Here is a 19,278-nt window from a genome sequence, read left to right as displayed (position 1 = left end):
GTCCTACTCTTGGGCGAAAGTCTAAGTTTAGGCACTCCCCTGTGATTACAGAAGCCCCAACTTCAACCGTACTCGGTAAGTTGGGGTAGTTCACGAAGTATTTCAGCGGCGAGTATTTTATAACTTCTATACAGACAACAAGAACCAGAGATTTGAGCAATTTAGCAAGAATACAGAGGCGATCGCAATGATGATTTTTACATGGAAAAAAGTTCAAAAATTGTTGCTGTGGTTATCTGCATTAAGTGTTGTCGTTGGCATATCAATGCATCCAACACCAGCCACCTCCAAGGAATTACCTCAAACGTCCAACTCTAAACCTGCGATCGTTCTCGTTCATGGGGCTTTTGCTGATGGTACATCATGGCAACACGTTATTCCATTGTTGGAGCAGGATGGCTACAGAGTGACTGCTGTGCAGATTCCGCTCACCTCCCTTGCTGATGATGTGGCAACAACGAAGCGGGTAATTGACAATCAAAAAGGTTCTGTTGTTTTAGTCGGACATTCCTATGGTGGAAATGTGATTACGGGTGCGGCGGCTAGCAATCCACAGGTGAAAGCTCTGGTTTATGTTAATGCTTTCGCCCCAGATGTCGGTGAAAAGACGAGTGATTTGAATAAAAAGTATGCAGCAGCTCCGATTAGCACGGCGATCATATCTGATGCTGCAAACTTTCTCTATATTGATCGCGGGAAGTTTCACGAATTTTTTGCCCAGGACGTATCGAAGGCTGAGGCGCGAGTGATGGCAGCAACCCAAAAGCCGATCGCTAGCGCAGCGTTTGAGCAATCATTGAATGAAATCGCCTGGAAAACGATTCCTTCCTGGTTTCTGGTGACTCAAAGCGATCGCGCCATCAACCCTGAACTTCAACGATTTATGGCTAAACGGATTAATGCTAAGACAACCGAAGTTAACTCCAGTCATGTTCCTTTTATCTCTCATCCAAAAGAGGTTGCCAAAGTAATTGAAGCAGCGAGTACTGCTGTGAAGTAATCCCAATTTAACGATTTGTTAGTCAGCCAAGTCCTGCGAACCAATGAGACGCAAGTTTGGTTTCTGGCAGAACATTTGCTGGATACACCATTGGTACGCAGTTAAATTCAGCAGATCGGGTGTTGTAAATGAATAACTAACAGTGTTTCAGCGATCGCTCTTTAAATCAGTTTATTCTTGACTCCATTTATCCATTGTAGATAACAGAGGAAGAGAACTTTATGACCAATTATGACTACATTGTAATCGGTGCAGGTTCGGCAGGTTGTGTGGTTGCCAATCGTCTAACCGAAGACAGTGACACAGCTGTGTTACTCCTGGAAGCGGGTAACCCAGCTACAAAACCAGAAATTCAAATTCCGGCGCAATGCTTTAGCCTAATAGGCTCTGAAGTTGATTGGGGTTATGTTTCTGAGCCGGAACCCTACCTAAAGGATCGCAAAATGTTTTGTTCCCGTGGCAAAGTCTTGGGGGGCAGCAGTTCGATTAATTTCATGATGTATATCCGGGGCAATCCTCAAGACTACGATCGCTGGCAGGAATTAGGAAATCCCGGTTGGAGTTATCAGGAGGTCTTGCCCTATTTTAAGAAATCGGAGCATCAGCAGCGAGGCGCGTCAGAATTTCACGGAGTTGATGGGGAGTTGAGCGTTACCGATTTGATATCTCCTGCTGTGGTTTCCCAACGCTTTGTAGATGCCTGTGTGTCAATGGGATACGACTACAATCCTGATTTTAATGGTGTACAGCAAGAAGGGGTAGGACTCTATCAATTGACGGTTAAGGATGGTAAACGGCACAGTGCTGCGGCTGCTTTTCTTTTACCCATTCTCCATCGTCCGAATTTGACTGTAATCACAGGGGCATTAGTAACGAGATTGCTGGTTGAGGGCACTGGCTGTGTGGGAGTGGAATATCTGCATGAAGGTACGCTCCACCAGGTGAGAGTCAACCAGGAAGTGATTTTAAATGCAGGTGCGTTTGATTCGCCCAAACTGCTAATGCTTTCTGGAATTGGTACTGCCGAAGACCTGCAAGCGATGGGAATTTCTGTCGTTGCAGATTTGCCGGGTGTCGGTCAAAACCTTCAGGATCACATTCTCACTTGTGTCGTTCAAGAAACTACTCAAGATATACACCCCGCCATCACCAGTAATGGAATTGAAGCTGGATTATTTTTGCATAGCAAAGGGAATGTGGAGGCTGCACCCGATTTGCAGTTCTTCTTCGGCCCGATTCAATTCTTGTCACCTGGTTATACCCCCGCTGATTTTGGATTTACGGGTGCAGTCTCTCTTACCCGTCTGCAAAATATTGGCAGTATTAGTTTGCGATCACCTGACCCTAAAGATCCACCAACCATTCGGATGAATTATCTACAAAGTCAAGCCGATGTGCAAAAGTTAGTTGAGGGAGTTAAATTAATCCGCCAAGTGATTCAGACCAGTGCCTTTGACGATTTTCATGGTGAGGAGATTGCCCCAGGTTCCCACGTTCAAAGTGATGCAGCACTCGAAGCTTACATTCGGGACACTTGCAGCACTGTATGGCATCCGGTTGGCACTTGCAAAATGGGCATTGACTCAATGGCAGTGGTCGATCCTCAACTACGAGTACATGGAATTCAAGGTCTTCGTGTTGTTGATGCATCAATCATGCCAACAATCACCACTGGCAATACAAATGCACCCACTATCATGATTGGTGAGAAGGCAGCAGATTTAATTAAAGCAGGTCGCACAGCACGAACGGTTGTCAGCAAATCTAACGTCCAAAATCCGGCGTATTCATCTATTTAGAAACGGGCGATCGTCTTTGATCAATCTCAGATTATCATACCTGTTGAGCGTTTATCGGTCGATGTTAGGCAAACAGAATACTCGACCTCTGTAAAGGAATACACAATGGCACTGATTACAACACCATTCGGACGACATTCCACCGCTGCCGAGGTCGTAGAAGGAATTGATCTTTCCGGCAAGCGGGCGATCGTTACGGGAGCCGCATCGGGCATCGGCGTAGAAACGGCGCGGGCACTGGCTCAAACTGGAGCGATCGTCACACTAGCTGTGCGTAATACCGATGCTGGAGCGCAAGTCGCGGCTGACATTATGGCTACTACTGGGAACCGGAATATTCATGTTGCTTTGCTTGATTTAAGCGATCGCAACTCAATTGCCAAGTTCATTGCTGCCTGGCGTGAGCCGCTGCACATCCTCGTTAATAATGCAGGGGTAATGGCACTGCCCGAACAGCGCACACCCGAAGGCTGGGAGATGCAATTTGCCACTAACCATCTCGGACACTTTGCCCTAGCGCTCGGACTACACGACGCTCTTGCAGCAGAGGGTGCCGCCCGTATCGTGTTGGTTAGTTCTAGCGCGCACCTGATGTCGCCCATTGTGTTCGATGATATTCACTTCATGTTCCGTCCTTATGATCCGTGGTTGGCGTATGGACAGTCCAAGACCGCAAGCATCCTCTTTGCTGTGGGTGCTACTGCGCGCTGGTTCAAGGATGGCATTACCGCTAATGCCCTGATGCCGGGGGCGATCGCAACCAACCTCCAGCGTCATACGGGCGGTCTTAGAATGCCACCTGAGCAGCACAAGACAATAGCGCAGGGTGCGGCAACTTCCGTTCTGTTGGCAACCTCTTTGCTACTAAAGGGCGTTGGCGGACGCTATTTCGAGGACTGCAATGAAGCCACTCTCGTCACCAACGGGAACGGCTATATGAGCGGAGTTGCCCCCTACGCCCTGAACCCAGACAATGCCGTTCGCCTCTGGAATGAATCGTTGCGCCTGCTCGCTTGACCTGGCAGTAACAGTGAGCTTCACGCTGTTGATGAACGAATTGCCGGTCGTAAGCCTGCCAGCCTTTCGTCCATCATGCCAACAATCACCACGGGAAATACAAACGCACCCACTATCATGATTGCTGAGAAGGCAGCAGATTTAATTAAAGCGGAGCGTACCTCGCAAAGTGTTCCCAACAAGCTTAATGTTCAAAATTTGTCACACTTGTCTATCTAAAAACGGCATGAACGCCTGCTTTATCTAATCTGCAAGCTTGAGCGTTCATAACACAATTCATTTATTAGAAGAAGTACTTCCATGACAAAATCATTCTGGCTTCTTAATAACTACCTTACTATCGTCGCCGATCACACCACAACTGACGGTAAATATGACCTGATTGAGGGCTATTTCCCTCCTGGTGCACAGACTCCACCCCATCGCCATACACGCTATTCAGAACAACTCTATGTGTTGGAAGGAGAGTTTACTGTCTGGGTTGGTAAAAATAAGGTTGTGCTAGGCGCAGGTGAAAGTGCCTTTATTCCGATGGGTACACCCCATGTTGTTGCTGCACTCAGCGATCAACCAGCTCGCGGGTTAGTCGTTGCTGCGCCCAGTGCCTTTGCTCGCCTAATTGAAGCAACAGGGACACTAAACCAGAATGAGGCACCTGACATGGAATTGTTCAATCGTATCTCTAGCGAAATTGGCGACGAAATTCTGGGTGCGCCCGGAGATTTACCCTAAAACTTCAGGTATAAGTACTCCGACAGAATTGATTACACAAACTTTTTTCTGACTCTTGACTCCTGATACCATTTCACAAAATGGCTTTTGGCAACCCTGAAGTCGGAACACCGCTCATGGTGGCAGAACCGATGATCGCTCTCTCTGGATTTACCCCTGAAAGTACTGGCATGGGAAGTGGCTGACGGCAAGGTGTGGCTGAAGTTACAACGATCCTAATTACTTAAAACAGCGGTTCTCTCTCTTTGATGAGTTGGTCAAAAACATCGCAGTCATTATTTAATCAATCAAGCACTCCAATAAACAACTCATTCATTTTTTCGATGTTCCATGTTGACTGCCGTAATTGAATGCAATCCAAAACTTTGGAGCTAAAGATGAAACTTATCTCTGTCAACGTAGGACTTCCGCGTGAAGTGACCTGGAAAGGAAAAACAGTTAGCACTGGAATTTTTAAAGAGCCAGTCAGCGAACGGGTGAGAGTGCGATCGCTCAATTTAGACGGCGATCAACAAGCGGATCTCACCGTTCATGGCGGAGTAGATAAAGCAATTTATGTTTATCCATTTGAACATTATGAGTATTGGCAAAGTGAATTGCCTGACACAAAGCTAACACTCGGTATCTTTGGCGAAAATTTCACAGTCATTGGATTGAGAGAAGAAGAATTGAATATTGGCGATCGCTTCAAAATCGGCAGTGTGGAACTAATGGTGACTCAACCGCGCTTACCCTGCTACAAACTAGGGATTCGCTTTGGGCGATCAGATATAGTGAAACGATTTCTCGCCAGTCGTCGCAGCGGATTTTACTTTCGGGTTTTGCAAGAGGGCGAAGTTGGAGCCGGAGACACTTTAGAGTTCATAAGCCGAGATGACAACAATGTTACTGTTGCTAATATCATTCAGCTTTATATGCGTGAGCAAAACAACCCAGAATTACTGCACCGTGCCGCGCAACTAGAAGCGTTACCTGCAAGTTGGCGAGACTATTTCCAGGAGCAGATCCGCCGTTCGGATGTGAGATAGATCAACCCGAATGAACAATCGCATTTCACTATCATCGACCGACCAACTATGGACACTATTAATCTGTTTACAGAGCCGATCAGCGCGATCGCTCATGCTCTCTAGATGGCGTTCAACATGTTTTAGGAGATTTTGTGGGCATTAATTTTGGGATTCACCCTATCCGCGATTATTCAGGCTGTGGTATCAAAGTCTGAAATGGTACGGCTTATGCCCGATAATACGACTGGATTGATCGCAAGAGCCTGTGGTTTAGGTGCGGCCTCGTCATCTTGCTCCTATCCTCCCGTTGCGATCGCCCAATCCATTGTTCCTTGCTGCAATTATCGGCATTTAGCAATATCTTCGTTAAAACTGTTGTCCCAAAGTTGTTTTACATCAACTTTTGTGGGAATTACACCCGCTTTAAAAAAGGTATCAGCAACCTTTTGCTGAGAAGCAATAGCTGCATCAGAAACAGGAAGTAATTCTTGACGACGCTGTTGTTGTCCTTGCTTGGCATCTTGATAAACGATGCCTTCATCAACATCAATGGTAGTTGCATAATTCTTCGACCATTGCTTGAGATTAGATTCCCGCCAAATTTGAGATTTATGCAAACGACAGAGAAAATCAGCGATCGCAACCTTCTTTTGGGGATCAGCGATCGCATTGGGTGAAGCAATAATTACGAAGTTACCACTCAAAATATCTTTTGCAGATTCCAGCACCCGCGCCCCTTCTTTTTTGGCTTGGGGGATGGAATAACCGTAGGTAGCCCAAGCATCAAGCTGTCCTTTACGAAAAGCAGCTAGTCCATCGGGTATCGATAAAGGAATTGCATTGATATCCTTCATTGTCAGCCCGACTTTTTCCAACATCTTAATTAGGAAGTAGTGGGCAGTCGTGGCTTTAACGTAACCCACTTTCTTACCTTTGAGATCAGCGATCGTTTTGGCAGTCGAGTCCTTGGGTACGAGTACAACTTGACCAACCGTCGGTCCTTTGAGAGTGGCAATAATTTTTACAGATGCTTTCGATTCAATCGCAAAAATCGGCGGAATTTCACTAGCTGAACCCAAGTCAATCGCACCAGCATTGATTGACTGTACCATCAAATTACCCCCAGTAAACTCAGTAAATTGAGTTTGATAAGGGAAATTATCTAGTCCAGCCAACTTTAAATTTAAGTCCCAGCCACCTTTAGATTTAGCAACATGCAATTGAGTTGTATCCGATACTGCGATTTGGGATGAACTATGATTAGCAGTGATCGTTGCCGGACTGGTAGACTTAACCTCTGAGCAAGCTGTTGTTGTTAGAGCTAACAAGCAACCCAGAGAGAAGAAAAAATTCTGCTGCAAATTGGTAGACACGTTATTTTTGGGTATATTTTTGTCATCTTTACTACCTAACAGCGGTAGTTTCTAACGGACACACTGCCGTTGTAATATCTACTCGTTGCGGAATAATTTTTTGCTCTAGTAACCAATTAGCTGTTTTCTGAAGATTGGCGATATCTTCAGCATTAGGAAATACGTAAGACTCTGGTCCTCGATGTTGCGATCGCAAAGATTATACTGATAGAACATTTTTGTTTGTATTGAAAGCGGTGTTCTTTTAAATAATTCACCACAATTGACTCCTTGATATCAATTTTTAGGAGTTTAAGCAGCCATATCTATGATGATAAAGAGTAAAATACACTAAGTTAATTGATTTACCGTTGTATTTAAAAACAAGATACCACCTTTTGATAAGCTGTTCAAATCTAATCAATATTTCTTTACCTTTGACTATGAGAATTTAGTCCAGGTATTTCTAGGTAAACCTACACTCAAGTAGTGAGAAAATAAACTGTAAAAAAACCATAGACACAAATATCAAAAAATCTTCGATTTGAGCGACACTCTCTAAAAAACTGGTATAATTCTTCCTTTGTATTCTTTGTTGATAAAATCCTTGACATTTGGATAGACGAGTAGTTTGTTTAACTTTTGAATCTTTGGTTCGTTTTCTCGACCTTGTAATGTAACTAATGCCAGAGCGTATTTCTTGTCCTTAGCTGTTTCTTCACCCATAGAATTAGGTTCTATCCCTGCAAGTGCAACAGTTTGAGCAGAAGATACTATAAAATCTACATCATTAATAGCTCGGACAACTTGTACACCTTCTACTTCCTTGATTTGCAAGTTTTTCGGGTTAGCAGCAATATCTCTTTCGGTCACAAATTGTTTAGAATTTTCTTTTAATTTAATTAAACCGTTAGTTGCCAATAACCGTAATCCTCGGTCGTTATTGATGACATCATTAGCAATTGTCACAGTTGCATTTTGGGGAATTTCACTTACTGATTTTAACTTGTTAGAAAAAAGACCAAGTGTATTTAAATAAACTGTATTCAATGCTACTAAATTTAAATTTAATTCTTTACTAGCATTATTCATGAAAGGTCTGTGCTGAAAGAAATTAGCATCAATAACCTTATCTCTCAAAGCTGTGTTGGGTTGTATCCAGTCATTAAAGGTAACAACTTGAATCTCTAAGCCTTCTTTTGCTGCTATATTGTTATTCACAAATTTCAAAATATCATGCGAGAGTATACCAGTCACCCCAACTTTAATTACTTCTTTTTGCTCTTTTTGGCTAATTGTTTGCGTATTATTAGTAGAGTTATGAGTAGATTGTTGGCTACAACTAGCAAAAATTGAAGAGACAGTCAGGGAACCTAAAGCTGTTAACAAAAATCTGCGTCTTTTCATAACATTTGTAATTAGTGTAAATTGTAAATAATGAATGCACAGACGCCATTAATCACCTCTGTACAAGAGTTAAAAGTCAAGAATTATATTTGTCTCTCTGCTCCTTTGTTTCTTCACCTTCGTTCACCGTTTTCTCATCCGCTGTGCAATTAAATCACCTATAAATTGAATAATTTGTACTAGTGCAATCAAAACCACAATGGTAGAAAACATAACTCCTACATCGAAGCGTTGGTAGCCGTATTGAATTGCCAAATTACCTAATCCACCTCCACCCACAGCCCCAGCCATCGCGGAAGAGTTAAGTAAACTCACAATTAGAATCGTCATACCTAATATCAGTGAAGGCAAAGCTTCGGGAATCAATACTTTGAGAACGATTTGCCAATAATTGCACCCCATTGCTTGGGCAGCTTCTATTAGTCCCTTATCAACTTCTAAAATGCTAGTTTCAGCGATCCGACCAAAAAATGGAATGGAGGCAAGAGTCAGGGGAACTAAAGCGGCTGTGCTACCGATGGAAGTGCCAACAATTAGGCGTGTTAGTGGTGTTAAAACGACAAGCAGAATAATAAAAGGAAATGAGCGTCCAGTATTGACGATCGCACCCAGCCCTTTATGCACTTGGGGAAAATCTAACAAGTTTCCGGGACCTGTCATCACTAGCAACAAGCCCAAAGGTAAGCCTAACACTATTGCAACCAGGGTAGATATACTTACCATGTAAAAAGTTTCACTAGTGGCTTGCAATAAGCTTTGTAGTAATTCTTGTCCTTGCATTGATGCACCTCGCAAAGTTGAAAACAGGGCGCAATACCAATTCGTAATTAAGAAGGTCAAATTTTGAATGTGTTGCTCGATTTTAGAGAATTGGTATTAGCTGGGTTAGAGAACTTAGAGTCTAAGTCCTACTTGTTTCAGTAGTGGTAGAACGCGCTTACCGAAAAAATCGAGATCCGGCTCAAAATCATAGAAGGCAAGCTGGAAACCATCGACACCAGCTTTATTGAGTTGCAAAAGTTGCTCGGTAATTTGTTCGGGTGAACCGATTAACTGCACATTACCGCCGATCGCACTGCCAACACCATGACGCAGATTTCCCTTCTGATGCCCCCTCCAGGCGTGTGCATCGCTGTTAACGCCTGAACGTCCAGTAATTGACTGATAATCGGCATGGTCGATAATCGCCTGAGCATATTCTTCTGCCTCTTTTTCAGTTTCACGCACGACAATAAGCGGATTTAAAAGAGTGCGGACTTGTCTACCATTAGCGATCGCCGATTGTTTGACACGGGCTGTATGGGCGGGTAAGGACGACAAGGCGCTTTCTATGTCACCGCCAGCCGGACTGGTGATAAATACGATATCAGAATGGCGACTTGCGAACTCGATGCCAGCATCCGAGCCAGTGGCGTTAACTAGGATGGGGCGACCATAAAGCGGTCGAGGACTGATGTAAGCATCCTTAAACTGCCAAGAACTCTGACTTTTGTAAGAAAAATTCTCTGTTTCCGACCATAGTCGTTTGAGGACGGTGACAAATTCATCAGCAAGTTCATAGCGGTGATCGTGTTCGATTTGGCTCCAGCCGAACAGTTCATGCTCATAAGCCCGGTGTCCAGTGACAACATTAATTCCCCAGCGACCTTTAGAAATGTGGTCAAGTGTGGCACCAAATTTAGCCAGATGGATGGGATGCCAAGGCCCGTAGAGGACGTGAATTGTTGAGATTAATAGAATGCGTGAGGTAATGGCAGCAAGGGACGCAGTAGCAATGAAGGCATCTAAGCCTGCTTCTGTGCGAGTTGGCCCTTGTCCGCCCTTCGGCTGCCATGTAGAATAGCCAAAAACCAGGTCAAAACCTAGCTCCTCAGCCTTTTGGGTCAGTTTGGCATTGTAATCAAATGACCAGTCTGTAGTACGCGGTAGGCTAGAAGAACTCCAACCACCGTGATGAATCGGTAAGAATAGCCCTAGCAGTACTGGCTGCCGGAGAGCTTGGGATAATGGGCTTTGGGGATAGTCTGTTGGAGAGGCGATCGCCTCTTTACTTGCTCTCAAAAAAGTAGTATCAATTGTACTCATAGTTCCTCTCAACGGTTTCGGTGGTTGCGAGATCCCCGACTTCTGAATAAATACTCATAAAGTGGTTTCCCATAGGTTAGAAGTCAGGGATCTGAACAAAATTAGAAGAATCCCCGTTGCGGCAATGGTGTACCGTTGATCTCGTAGTCCCCGATCGCACGAGCCTTAAAGTGATTTGGGTTGTGTGAGGATAAGGTACGGGCGTTGCGCCAATGACGATCAAAGTTGGAGCTTTTCTTTGTTGTAGAAGCCCCACCCACTTCAAACAACAAGGTAGCTGAACGTAGAGCCAAATCATCAACAATCAATTTAGCTTTGGATGCACTTAGAGAAGTTGCCAGTGCTGTAGCCGTCTCTGCCTCTTCACCCTGAGCTTGGGCAGCAGGGAGGCGATCAAGACCATCAGCTGCCGCTAAGACGATCACTTCGGCTGCAAAGGCATTGGCGGCAATCTGCCCGACAGTCTGTTGCAAGATTGGGTCATCTGCTGCTTGCTCGGATACAGCATGGTAGAAAGTCCGGGGTCTGTTACGGATGAGGGCTGTAGCATCGCGTAGAACGCTGCGAATAATACCGGCGTTGATGGCAGTCAAGAATAATTGCGGGACAATGTTGTATGGCAGGTCGTCTTTGTCTGTATCTGTCTCCAAAATTACTTCTTCAGCCTCTACACGGACATTTGTGAAGATAGTTGTTCCCGTACCTGTGAGTCTTTGTCCAAAGCCGTCCCAGTCGTCCACCAGTTCAAGACCCTCGCGGTTAGTAGGAATGAGTATATACGCTGTAGAGCCATCTGGTGTTAACACACGCACGAAAATTAAGTCTGCGTAAAGGCTGCCAGTGCTGTAATATTTGGTTCCATTCAGACGATAACCGTCGCCATCAGGTGTTAATTTTGTATTCACGACTTGGCGACCACCTGATCGTTTAGCTTCTAGTTCGGTCGAAGCAAGTCCAATAATCGCGCCATCGACGACGGCTTTGAGCCAACGACGATTCCTTTGGGTGCGCTCAGAACGCAAAATTCGCTCTGTTATAGAGAAATGATTCCGCACAATGTGAGCCACGTTTGGATCAGCATCCCCCAGCCGAATCACGACCTCGAATAGTTCGCGGGCCGTGCTACCACCACCACCTTCGGCAACGGGGATTCGCAATGCACCCAACTTGGAACGCCGGAGCAATTCAACCACATTATAAGGAAGGATGCGATCGCGATCGCGCTCACTTGCCCCCAGAGCAATAAAATCAAAAAGCTGCTGGAGTTCTGGCGAGTTTACTCTCACAGCAGCCGAAAACTGAATTGTCGTATCTGTAAGCTTCTCTGGACTCTTAATCATCAGTTTTTATCTCCGAATATATTATGGAAAATCTATGTTGGTGAGTGGTGAGGTGATAGCACTACAAAGTTGAAGAATGTTTCCAGCCTTGAGGCGATTACATCTGGTAACATATTCAAGCCATCGACTGGACTTAACAAAAACCATTCCTCTGTAAGGGTTTTAGATGTATCTAAGTTTTGCAAAATACTAAAAACCTACCGAATTACCGTAGTTTGATACTCCCAAATTTTTCCCAAGTTGTCAATCTGTTTTAATGAACCAGTTGAGGAGCTAAACTTTGATATAGCTCCTGTACCTCCTCAAAGAAGCCATTACTAGCATCACTATGTACGTGTTCATTCCCAAATAGCGCGATCGGCCCGGCAGCAAATTTCGACCACTCTACAGAAATACCAAGTGGAGTTAAACGCTTCTCTAGAACTCCTTTAACCTTGACTATATCTCCATCTGACTGATAGCCCATTCGTAATACTTTGGTCTTGATATTACTAGAGGCAACAGCGCTTTTGTCTGTAGTTTGTGAGCTACAACTAACTAAGCTTGTAGACAGGGTAAATACTCCGGCTACTAAAAACCTTAGAAAGTTGCCTTTTTTAAATATTGCTACCATGATGTATTGCCAATTTTCTGGGGTGTAAAATACACACTTTAATTACTACTAAATTTGAGTTGTGATACTGGCGATCGCTATTTACACCAGACTGGTCTCAAAGAAGCGATTAGCAGGGCGCGCCAATCCGAGATTTTCGCGCAGGGTAAAACCCTCATACTCTTTGCGGAAAATTCCACGCTGTTGGAGTTCTGGCACAACTTTGTCAACAAAATCATTCAGCCCTTCAGGAAGAAAAGGGAACATGATGTTGAAACCGTCAGAACCTTCCTCAGTCAGCCATTGCTCCATTTCATCAGCAATGGTTTGCGGTGTGCCGACGAAGGCCAGTCCGCCGTAACTGCCAATGCGTTGCGCCAGTTGTCGAATAGTCAAGTTCTCATGTTGCGCTAAGGCTATTATTCTTTCTCGTGAAGAGTGACCAGCGTTAGTCGGTGGGATTTCTGGCAAGGGCCCGTCCGGATCAAGGCCGGAAACGTCGTAGCCAAGCGCACCATTTAGGGTGGCGATCCCACTGTCATAATGTACTAGGCTGTCCAAATAAACACGCTTGGCCTGTGCCTCGGCGACGGTTTCCCCCACGATGACTAAAGCACCTGGAAGGATTTTTATACTGTCTGGGTCACGTCCGATCGCCCGCACCCGTCCCTTAATGTCAGCAAATAAAGCTTTGCCAGCCTCCAGATTACCAGCAGGTGCAAACACAGCCTCGGCGGTTTCGGCAGCTAATTGCCGTCCGGCTTCGGATGCACCCGCCTGAACGATTACCGGCCAGCCTTGGACAGGTCTAGCGATGTTCAATGGCCCTCGCACCGAGAGATATTTTCCCTTATGATCCAGAACGTGAAGCTTTGCAGGATCGAAATAAATCCCTGCTTCCACGTCCCGAATAAACGCATCGTCAGCAAAGGAATCCCAAAGACCCGTGACAACATCATAAAATTCTCTAGCCCGCCGATAGCGTTCATCATGCTCTACCTCCTCTTCTAAGCCGAAGTTGAGCGCTGCGTCTGGATTGGCTGTGGTGACAATGTTCCAGCCAGCGCGACCGCCACTAATATGGTCGAGAGACGCGAAGCGGCGAGCGATATGGTAAGGCTGGTCATAGGTCGTGGAAGCGGTGGCTACCAGCCCAATGTGTTCGGTGACGCTGGCAAGGGCAGAAAGTAGGGTGAAAGGTTCAAAGGATGTGACAGTATGGCTGCGCTTCAGTGCATTGATTGGCATATTCAGCACCGCTAAGTGGTCAGCCATGAAGAATGCGTCAAACTTGCCTTGCTCTAGTTTCTGGATGAATCGTTTCAGCGCTGGGAAGTTGAAATTAGCGTCAGGCAAAGCCCCAGGATAGCGCCAAGCGCCTGTATGTATGCTTACCGGGCGCATAAAAGCACCTAGTTTTAATTGCTTCAATCTGCTCATCAGTCCTCCGTATCAAGTTTAAAATACAGGTGCGTAGGCGTAGCCCGCCGAAGGCATCGTCCCCTTGAAGTAGTTATTGATATAGTCCTTCAATTTGGGATCGACAACCAATTGATTTAGTTTTTGGATGTTGGGATCATTTACTTTTGATTGTACAGTTGCTAAACCCACTGCATAATTTTTGTTAGCTATGCCAATCTCGTCTAACACTATGGGGTTTAGAGATACCTTTGCTTGCACAAGGAAGGATGCAGATGTTACAGCTAAATCTAAATCGTCCAACGCTCTAACAATGGCGTAATTGTCTAATTCCTTAATTTTGAGATTTTTGGGATGCTTAATCACATCTTTGACACTGTAATACTCCGCTGACTTGTCTTTTAAATTGATTAAGTCGATGTGTTTCAGGAATTTCAAGGCGCGGTCTTGATTGCTGTCATCATTAGAAATAGCAATTGTCGCCCCTATCGGAATTTCATTGAGTGATTTTATCTTTAATCGTTTTGAATAGAGTCCGGTTATGGTAGTATAACTGCGATTCAACATGACAAAATCCGCGTTGAGTCTTTTGGTAGCTTGTTTCATGAATGGTTCATGCTGAAAAAAGTTAGCATCAATTTCTCCACTTTTAAGGGCATCGTTAATTTTTATTGAATCAGCGATAGTCACGATTTGAAAATCTAAGCCTTGACTGGAGGCTATTTCTTTTTTAATGAACTTCAAAACATCTTCAGTCGTGCTATTTCGAGATCCAACTTTTAGTAGTGCTGTCTTAGTTGATTGGCTGACTAATTGACTCGGAGATGAATTTTGTTTTGGTGTACAACTGGCGAAAAGAATAGATGCGAGCACTAACCCTATTGTTAGTATAAAATAGCGGTGATAAAACTTTGGATAAAACATAATAATAATTCGTAATTTTTAATCCAGGTCAAAAAGGAAATTTTGTATTTGATTTTCCTCCCAATCCCAAATTACCACCCCAATTCAATGCACCTGTACTTCAAATTCTGCTTCGTATAAGTATTTCAAAGCTTGAGTTACCTTTTGACCTTCTAATTCAACGTGAAACTGACCAACTCGGCGATCGCCTACTGTTTCCACACTTCCACTGAGGATATTGACATCCACATCAAAATTACGGGCTAGAATGGCGAAAATCGGTTGACTAGCTTGTTCTCCGGCAAAGGCGATCGTAGCAATAACTGTACCAGGCTTTGGTTTATAACCATTGCGATGGGGAAAAAATTCTTGGGCAAGAAATGATTCTGGCTTGGCGATTAAATCGCTAACATATCCCTTTTCTACAATTTTGCCGGCATTGAGTACAGCGACACTATCGCAGATTTGCTTGACTACAGCCATTTCATGGGTAATCAGTAAGATTGTTAAACCCATACGCTTGTTCAGGTCGCGTAATAAATCTAAAATTGACCTTGTAGTTTGCGGATCAAGTGCTGATGTCGCTTCATCGGAAAGTAAAACTTTTGGTTCTCCAGCCAAAGCTCTAGCAATACCTACCCGTTGCTTTTGACCGCCAGAAAGTTGTGCCGGATAAGCATCTGCCTTGCCTTTCAACCCCACAAGTGAAATCAATTCTTCCACTTTCGCCCGACGTTTCAATCTGCTGTAACCCATTACTTCCAAAGGAAAAGCAATATTTTCCGCGACAGTTCGGCAATTAAGTAAATTGAAGTGTTGAAAAATCATGCCAATGTGTTGACGGGCGCGGCGTAACTTATCTCCAGAAAGTTTTGTCATCTCCTGACCATCAACTATAACTGAACCAAATGTGGGTTTTTCTAGTTGATTAACAGAGCGAATTAAAGTACTTTTGCCTGCACCACTTTCACCTAAAACACCAAAGATTTCTCCTGGTTTTACGTGAACACTTACACCATCTAAAGCTACAATTTTTTGTACTCCTTGATTATAAACTTTATGGACATCAGTAAATGTAATCATCTTATAATTACCCCACAATAAATCATTACAATTTTCTAAGGAATGGGAATCACTGCTCCTTGATATTTATCTTTAATAAATTGCTTAACTTTCTCGTCCCGCAATAATTTATATAGTTTCTGAATTCTGGGGTCAGTTTCTTTGCCTTTTAATGTTGTGACAGTAACAGCATAAATCGGATCGTTAGCTGACTCCAATGCTAAAGCATCTTTATCGGTTTTCAATCCGGCTTGCACAATCCAATTACCTGTAACTCCTGCTAAATCCACATCAGGAAGACTTGGGATTGCCTGCGCTCCTGGTATCTCTTTGATTTGGATGTTTTTGGTATTTTCAATAATATCTTTAGGACTCGCCGGACGGACATTTGGCTTGAGTTTGATAACCCCTGATTCTTCTAACACTTTTAAAGCGCGATGGGCATTGCTAACATCATCAGGAATGGTTACGAGGGCTTTATTCGGTACATCCTTGAGAGACTTATATCTTTTGGAAAAAATGCCCACTGGATTCAAATGAATTTGGGGAGTAAAGGCATACATTTCAAAATTATGTTTTTTACCATAGTCTTCCATAAAAGGGATGTGTTGAAAATAGTTAGCATCTATTACCCCATCTTTCAAAGCAGTGTTATTCTGCACAAAGTCATTGAAAGTAACTATTTCGATATCTAGCCCAGCGTCAGATGCCAAATTCTTTTTGACAAACTCTAAAATCTCTCCGGCTGGAACTGGTGTGACACCAACTTTGATTTTGTCTTTGGCTCCAGTTATAGATGTATTTGCAATTGGGGCTGCTGATGGATTTGCAGCAGAATTATTTTGAGGTGAACTACAGCTAGAAAATACTGTAGAAGCCGCAAATGATGTAAAGGCTATTAAAAAGAATCGACGGTTAATGTTGATAGATAATTTCATTTCTTCTAATTACGAATTGTTTTGATTTACCACTTTTGCTCAGGAACCCAGTTGTAGTTTTTATCCTTGACCTCAATTTTTTTAGGAATAATTTTGAGTTCGTAAAATGTATCTGCCATGCGTTGTAACCCACTCAAAACTTCATCTGTTACAGGTAACACCTGACGTTGACCACCGCGTTCTTCTACAGTTTCCATTGTTTTTAGGTCAATTTTGTACAGCTTAGAAAGGAGTTTGGCTGAATCATGATAGTTATCTCTAGACCAATTACCAGCCTTTTCTAGCTCTTGTAAAATTGTCTTGACAATGTTTGGATGATCGCGCAGAAAATCTGGAGCAGCATAATAAAAGCTTGGGCTTTCTAGTGCAGCTTTGTCCCCAAATACAGTGCTATTATCTGCTAACAGACGAGTACGCAGTTTACGTTCAGCTTCAGCAGTATAAGGGTCCCAAATTAACCATGCATCAATATCACCACGCTCAAACGCTGGTAAAGCTTCGGCTGGTGTCAAATAGAGAGGTTTAATATCACTATATTTCAAACCTACTTTCTCTAAAGCGCGCACAATAATGTAGTGCTGACCAGAACCTTTTGCAAAAGCAACTTTCTTATCTTTTAAATCAGAAAGAGTCTTAATCGGTGAATTTTCTTGGACTAAAATAGCTGAACCTCTAGTGCTACCTGTACCGGCTGCAACTCTGACAAATGGTTTATCTCCTGCTTGAGCAAAGACGCTTCCTGTACCACCACCGCCACCAAAAACGATCGCACCTACACCCATCCCATCCAGTAGAGGTGCTGTAGAGGAAAATTCATTCCAGGTAACAGAAATACCTTGAGGTTGTAAGCGCTTTTCCAAACTCCCTTGCGCCTTAATAATATTCAACAGCGCCATGCCTTTTTGGTGTCCCATTTTCAGCACTGTTAGCTTGGGTACTTGGGGTTGTTGTGCAGGTGCATTAGCTGAATTACTAGGAGTACAAGAAGCGATCGCTAAATTGAAACCTATACCAATTACAAAGAATAGGATAAAAGTTTTAATATCGTGATGTTGAAATAAGCTTCTTTTCTTGATAGCGGCTAAAAACTGATTTATCAATCGAGTGAACATATTTTTGCTTTGCTTTTTAGCATTTTTGTCCGAATTTAAAATCGAGGTTATATCTAAAAAAACAAACTTATAGCTCAAATGAAATATTTAACTTCCTTACATAAATAGGAGTTACACACAGATAAAGGAAAATCGTAGACGCAAAGCGGCAAGCCGCAGGCTACCACAGAGAAACAAGAGTTTGAGAGGTATTTGGTATAAGTCTTGAAAAATTAGTTTTATTAGATAAAATATGATAGAAGTTAAATTTTAAAATTGTAGTGTTCTTGGCGACTAAATTTAAAGTTTTTGTATAGCTATAAAAAAAATAATTAGTATAATAGCTAGCTAGTCTAAATGAAATATTAATAAATTAATTTTTTGAAGAAGAATTCAGAAGTCAGAATTCAGGGGTCAGCAATATTTCAGTGGGGGATTCAGACCCCCAGTGATTAAAGACCACTAAATCAGAGATTTAGTGGGGGTTTTAAACCCGTTTATTCATCCGCTCTTATCGTACAGAAAACATTGCTGAATTCTGACTCCTGACTCCTGAATTCTGTTTGATAAGCATAAGTATTGCTAATATATTTATAAACATATTAGCAATACTTAAAATTATATGAAATCTAGCATTTTGTAAGTAAGAGAATTACAAAATGTAGAATTCAAAATCAGATATTAAAGAGTTTTTATCTTCTGTCTCCTTCAACATTAATCATTCACACTTACAAGTTTGGGTAGTCTAGATATAGGAATATCCAAGAAGTAAGAAAGAACCTCTTGCCGCCAAGCATCATAAAGTACTGGCAAATCATCAATTTCAATACCAATAGCTTTTTGACTCAACTGCCAATGATCCCGAAGGTAAGGATTGCGTCGGCGTTGACCTTCTTCATCTGCTTTTATGACTTGTGCGATTAAATCCTCTTTCTCTGCGGGTGAAGCTTGATCAAATTTACGTTGCCACCAATCCACAACTCCCAGGCGGTGAACTGCTTCATCTGGCAGGATTCTTTCTGCCGCAAACTTGGCTGAGTCTGGGTCGTTGATTTTGCTGGTACGGCTATTAATGAATAACAAAGCCACAATATGAAGTTCGTAATGCAATTCAAATGCTAAAAAGCCTTGCCAATTACGAATAGGTAAATCATCCATATAATCCCAATGCTTCTGCACCTGCTTTTGGATATCCTCAATTGGGTCATGTCCTGATATAGCCTGCGCTCTTAGACGAGTATTTTGAGCGTGTGCGCCATCATCACCTATTTGTCTACTCAAAAATAGCTGTAATTCTGGGTCAGCAAAGGAGTCAATTATCTTAGCGCAGACTTGCACAATAAACAGGTCATGAGCTGCACCAGCCACACGAAAGCGGTAGAAATTCTCTCTTTCCTCATCAGTTTCCGGCGATCTAGGTTCTTGCAATCGCTTCTTCGGAATGTGAGGAGCGTACTTATCAAGTAGTTTGTCAAAAATTTCCAGTTCTAAATCAGTAGTCCAAGCTGGACGAGTAAGTATTGCTGTCATA

General features: G+C 43.2%; 21 protein-coding genes. 7 read left to right on the top strand and 14 right to left on the bottom strand.

Annotation, left to right across the window (positions count from 1 at the left end):
- The first annotated feature begins 187 nt into the window (after window positions 1–187).
- From V7K35_RS17360 to V7K35_RS29760, 7 genes are all read left to right on the top strand, one after another.
- Window positions 188–1,000: an alpha/beta fold hydrolase gene (locus V7K35_RS17360; RefSeq protein ID WP_335080465.1), complete on the top strand. Its 813-nt coding sequence runs from the start codon at window positions 188–190 to the stop codon at window positions 998–1,000.
- Window positions 1,001–1,221: 221 nt separating this feature from the next.
- A complete protein-coding gene (locus tag V7K35_RS17355; protein ID WP_335080464.1) occupies window positions 1,222–2,799 on the top strand; it encodes a GMC family oxidoreductase in 1,578 nt (525 codons plus the stop codon).
- A 105-nt stretch (window positions 2,800–2,904) separates the two neighbouring features.
- On the top strand, window positions 2,905–3,816 hold the full coding sequence (locus tag V7K35_RS17350; protein WP_335080463.1) for an SDR family NAD(P)-dependent oxidoreductase: 912 nt from the start codon (window positions 2,905–2,907) through the stop codon (window positions 3,814–3,816).
- Window positions 3,817–4,116: 300 nt separating this feature from the next.
- Window positions 4,117–4,548 carry a cupin domain-containing protein gene (locus tag V7K35_RS17345; RefSeq protein WP_335080462.1) on the top strand — a complete coding sequence of 144 codons (432 nt, stop codon included), beginning with the start codon at window positions 4,117–4,119 and terminating at the stop codon, window positions 4,546–4,548.
- Between the two features lie 156 nt (window positions 4,549–4,704).
- Window positions 4,705–4,767 (top strand): hypothetical protein, encoded by a 63-nt coding sequence (locus tag V7K35_RS29765; protein ID WP_442939739.1) that lies wholly within the window; start codon window positions 4,705–4,707, stop codon window positions 4,765–4,767.
- 158 nt (window positions 4,768–4,925) lie between these two features.
- Window positions 4,926–5,576 carry an MOSC domain-containing protein gene (locus tag V7K35_RS17340; RefSeq protein ID WP_335080461.1) on the top strand — a complete coding sequence of 217 codons (651 nt, stop codon included), beginning with the start codon at window positions 4,926–4,928 and terminating at the stop codon, window positions 5,574–5,576.
- 132 nt (window positions 5,577–5,708) lie between these two features.
- Window positions 5,709–6,011 carry a permease gene (locus V7K35_RS29760; protein WP_442939738.1) on the top strand — a complete coding sequence of 101 codons (303 nt, stop codon included), beginning with the start codon at window positions 5,709–5,711 and terminating at the stop codon, window positions 6,009–6,011.
- Here the strand turns inward: V7K35_RS29760 and V7K35_RS17335 are convergent.
- The 14 genes from V7K35_RS17335 to V7K35_RS17270 form a co-directional block, all read right to left on the bottom strand.
- The gene (locus tag V7K35_RS17335) at window positions 5,900–6,931 is read right to left on the bottom strand and encodes an ABC transporter substrate-binding protein (RefSeq protein ID WP_335080460.1); all 1,032 of its coding nucleotides are present in this window, start codon (window positions 6,929–6,931) and stop codon (window positions 5,900–5,902) included. The two genes, V7K35_RS29760 and V7K35_RS17335, sit on opposite strands and share 112 nt — an antisense overlap.
- Before the next feature lie 31 nt (window positions 6,932–6,962).
- Complete coding sequence (locus V7K35_RS17330; protein WP_335080459.1) at window positions 6,963–7,127, bottom strand: hypothetical protein; 165 nt, start codon at window positions 7,125–7,127, stop codon at window positions 6,963–6,965.
- A gap of 341 nt (window positions 7,128–7,468) precedes the next feature.
- Window positions 7,469–8,317, bottom strand: a complete 849-nt coding sequence (locus V7K35_RS17325) for a MetQ/NlpA family ABC transporter substrate-binding protein (protein WP_335080458.1) — start codon at window positions 8,315–8,317, stop codon at window positions 7,469–7,471.
- 123 nt (window positions 8,318–8,440) lie between these two features.
- On the bottom strand, window positions 8,441–9,097 hold the full coding sequence (locus tag V7K35_RS17320; protein WP_335080457.1) for a methionine ABC transporter permease: 657 nt from the start codon (window positions 9,095–9,097) through the stop codon (window positions 8,441–8,443).
- A gap of 114 nt (window positions 9,098–9,211) precedes the next feature.
- Complete coding sequence (locus V7K35_RS17315) at window positions 9,212–10,402, bottom strand: LLM class flavin-dependent oxidoreductase (protein WP_335080456.1); 1,191 nt, start codon at window positions 10,400–10,402, stop codon at window positions 9,212–9,214.
- A gap of 101 nt (window positions 10,403–10,503) precedes the next feature.
- A complete protein-coding gene (locus V7K35_RS17310) occupies window positions 10,504–11,742 on the bottom strand; it encodes an acyl-CoA dehydrogenase family protein (protein WP_335080455.1) in 1,239 nt (412 codons plus the stop codon).
- 32 nt (window positions 11,743–11,774) lie between these two features.
- Window positions 11,775–11,927, bottom strand: a complete 153-nt coding sequence (locus V7K35_RS17305; protein ID WP_335080454.1) for a hypothetical protein — start codon at window positions 11,925–11,927, stop codon at window positions 11,775–11,777.
- Between the two features lie 68 nt (window positions 11,928–11,995).
- Complete coding sequence (locus V7K35_RS17300) at window positions 11,996–12,355, bottom strand: hypothetical protein (protein WP_335080453.1); 360 nt, start codon at window positions 12,353–12,355, stop codon at window positions 11,996–11,998.
- Window positions 12,356–12,436: 81 nt separating this feature from the next.
- Complete coding sequence (locus V7K35_RS17295) at window positions 12,437–13,774, bottom strand: LLM class flavin-dependent oxidoreductase (protein WP_335080452.1); 1,338 nt, start codon at window positions 13,772–13,774, stop codon at window positions 12,437–12,439.
- A gap of 18 nt (window positions 13,775–13,792) precedes the next feature.
- On the bottom strand, window positions 13,793–14,626 hold the full coding sequence (locus V7K35_RS17290; protein WP_335080451.1) for a MetQ/NlpA family ABC transporter substrate-binding protein: 834 nt from the start codon (window positions 14,624–14,626) through the stop codon (window positions 13,793–13,795).
- Window positions 14,627–14,761: 135 nt separating this feature from the next.
- Window positions 14,762–15,739 carry a methionine ABC transporter ATP-binding protein gene (locus tag V7K35_RS17285; protein ID WP_335080450.1) on the bottom strand — a complete coding sequence of 326 codons (978 nt, stop codon included), beginning with the start codon at window positions 15,737–15,739 and terminating at the stop codon, window positions 14,762–14,764.
- Between the two features lie 35 nt (window positions 15,740–15,774).
- Window positions 15,775–16,656 carry a MetQ/NlpA family ABC transporter substrate-binding protein gene (locus V7K35_RS17280; RefSeq protein WP_335080449.1) on the bottom strand — a complete coding sequence of 294 codons (882 nt, stop codon included), beginning with the start codon at window positions 16,654–16,656 and terminating at the stop codon, window positions 15,775–15,777.
- Between the two features lie 26 nt (window positions 16,657–16,682).
- Window positions 16,683–17,768, bottom strand: coding sequence for an aliphatic sulfonate ABC transporter substrate-binding protein (locus tag V7K35_RS17275; RefSeq protein WP_335080448.1), 1,086 nt, complete (start codon window positions 17,766–17,768; stop codon window positions 16,683–16,685).
- 693 nt (window positions 17,769–18,461) lie between these two features.
- Window positions 18,462–19,277 carry a hypothetical protein gene (locus V7K35_RS17270; protein WP_335080447.1) on the bottom strand — a complete coding sequence of 272 codons (816 nt, stop codon included), beginning with the start codon at window positions 19,275–19,277 and terminating at the stop codon, window positions 18,462–18,464.
- Between the last annotated feature and the right edge of the window lies 1 nt (window position 19,278).

This window comes from Nostoc sp. (genome assembly GCF_036917275.1).
Lineage (GTDB): Bacteria > Cyanobacteriota > Cyanobacteriia > Cyanobacteriales > Nostocaceae > Nostoc.
Note: the sequence above shows the minus strand (reverse complement) of the source record. Positions and strands in the feature narration are given on the sequence as shown.

Coding starts and splice junctions, on each gene's coding strand:
- V7K35_RS17360 (WP_335080465.1), top strand. CDS start 188: ATGATGATTTTTACATGGAAAAAAGTTCAAAAATTGTTGCTGTGGTTA.
- V7K35_RS17355 (WP_335080464.1), top strand. CDS start 1,222: ATGACCAATTATGACTACATTGTAATCGGTGCAGGTTCGGCAGGTTGT.
- V7K35_RS17350 (WP_335080463.1), top strand. CDS start 2,905: ATGGCACTGATTACAACACCATTCGGACGACATTCCACCGCTGCCGAG.
- V7K35_RS17345 (WP_335080462.1), top strand. CDS start 4,117: ATGACAAAATCATTCTGGCTTCTTAATAACTACCTTACTATCGTCGCC.
- V7K35_RS17340 (WP_335080461.1), top strand. CDS start 4,926: ATGAAACTTATCTCTGTCAACGTAGGACTTCCGCGTGAAGTGACCTGG.
- V7K35_RS17325 (WP_335080458.1), bottom strand. CDS start 8,317: ATGAAAAGACGCAGATTTTTGTTAACAGCTTTAGGTTCCCTGACTGTC.
- V7K35_RS17320 (WP_335080457.1), bottom strand. CDS start 9,097: ATGCAAGGACAAGAATTACTACAAAGCTTATTGCAAGCCACTAGTGAA.
- V7K35_RS17315 (WP_335080456.1), bottom strand. CDS start 10,402: ATGAGTACAATTGATACTACTTTTTTGAGAGCAAGTAAAGAGGCGATC.
- V7K35_RS17310 (WP_335080455.1), bottom strand. CDS start 11,742: ATGATTAAGAGTCCAGAGAAGCTTACAGATACGACAATTCAGTTTTCG.
- V7K35_RS17300 (WP_335080453.1), bottom strand. CDS start 12,355: ATGGTAGCAATATTTAAAAAAGGCAACTTTCTAAGGTTTTTAGTAGCC.
- V7K35_RS17295 (WP_335080452.1), bottom strand. CDS start 13,774: ATGAGCAGATTGAAGCAATTAAAACTAGGTGCTTTTATGCGCCCGGTA.
- V7K35_RS17285 (WP_335080450.1), bottom strand. CDS start 15,739: ATGATTACATTTACTGATGTCCATAAAGTTTATAATCAAGGAGTACAA.
- V7K35_RS17280 (WP_335080449.1), bottom strand. CDS start 16,656: ATGAAATTATCTATCAACATTAACCGTCGATTCTTTTTAATAGCCTTT.
- V7K35_RS17275 (WP_335080448.1), bottom strand. CDS start 17,768: ATGTTCACTCGATTGATAAATCAGTTTTTAGCCGCTATCAAGAAAAGA.
- V7K35_RS17270 (WP_335080447.1), bottom strand. CDS start 19,277: ATGACAGCAATACTTACTCGTCCAGCTTGGACTACTGATTTAGAACTG.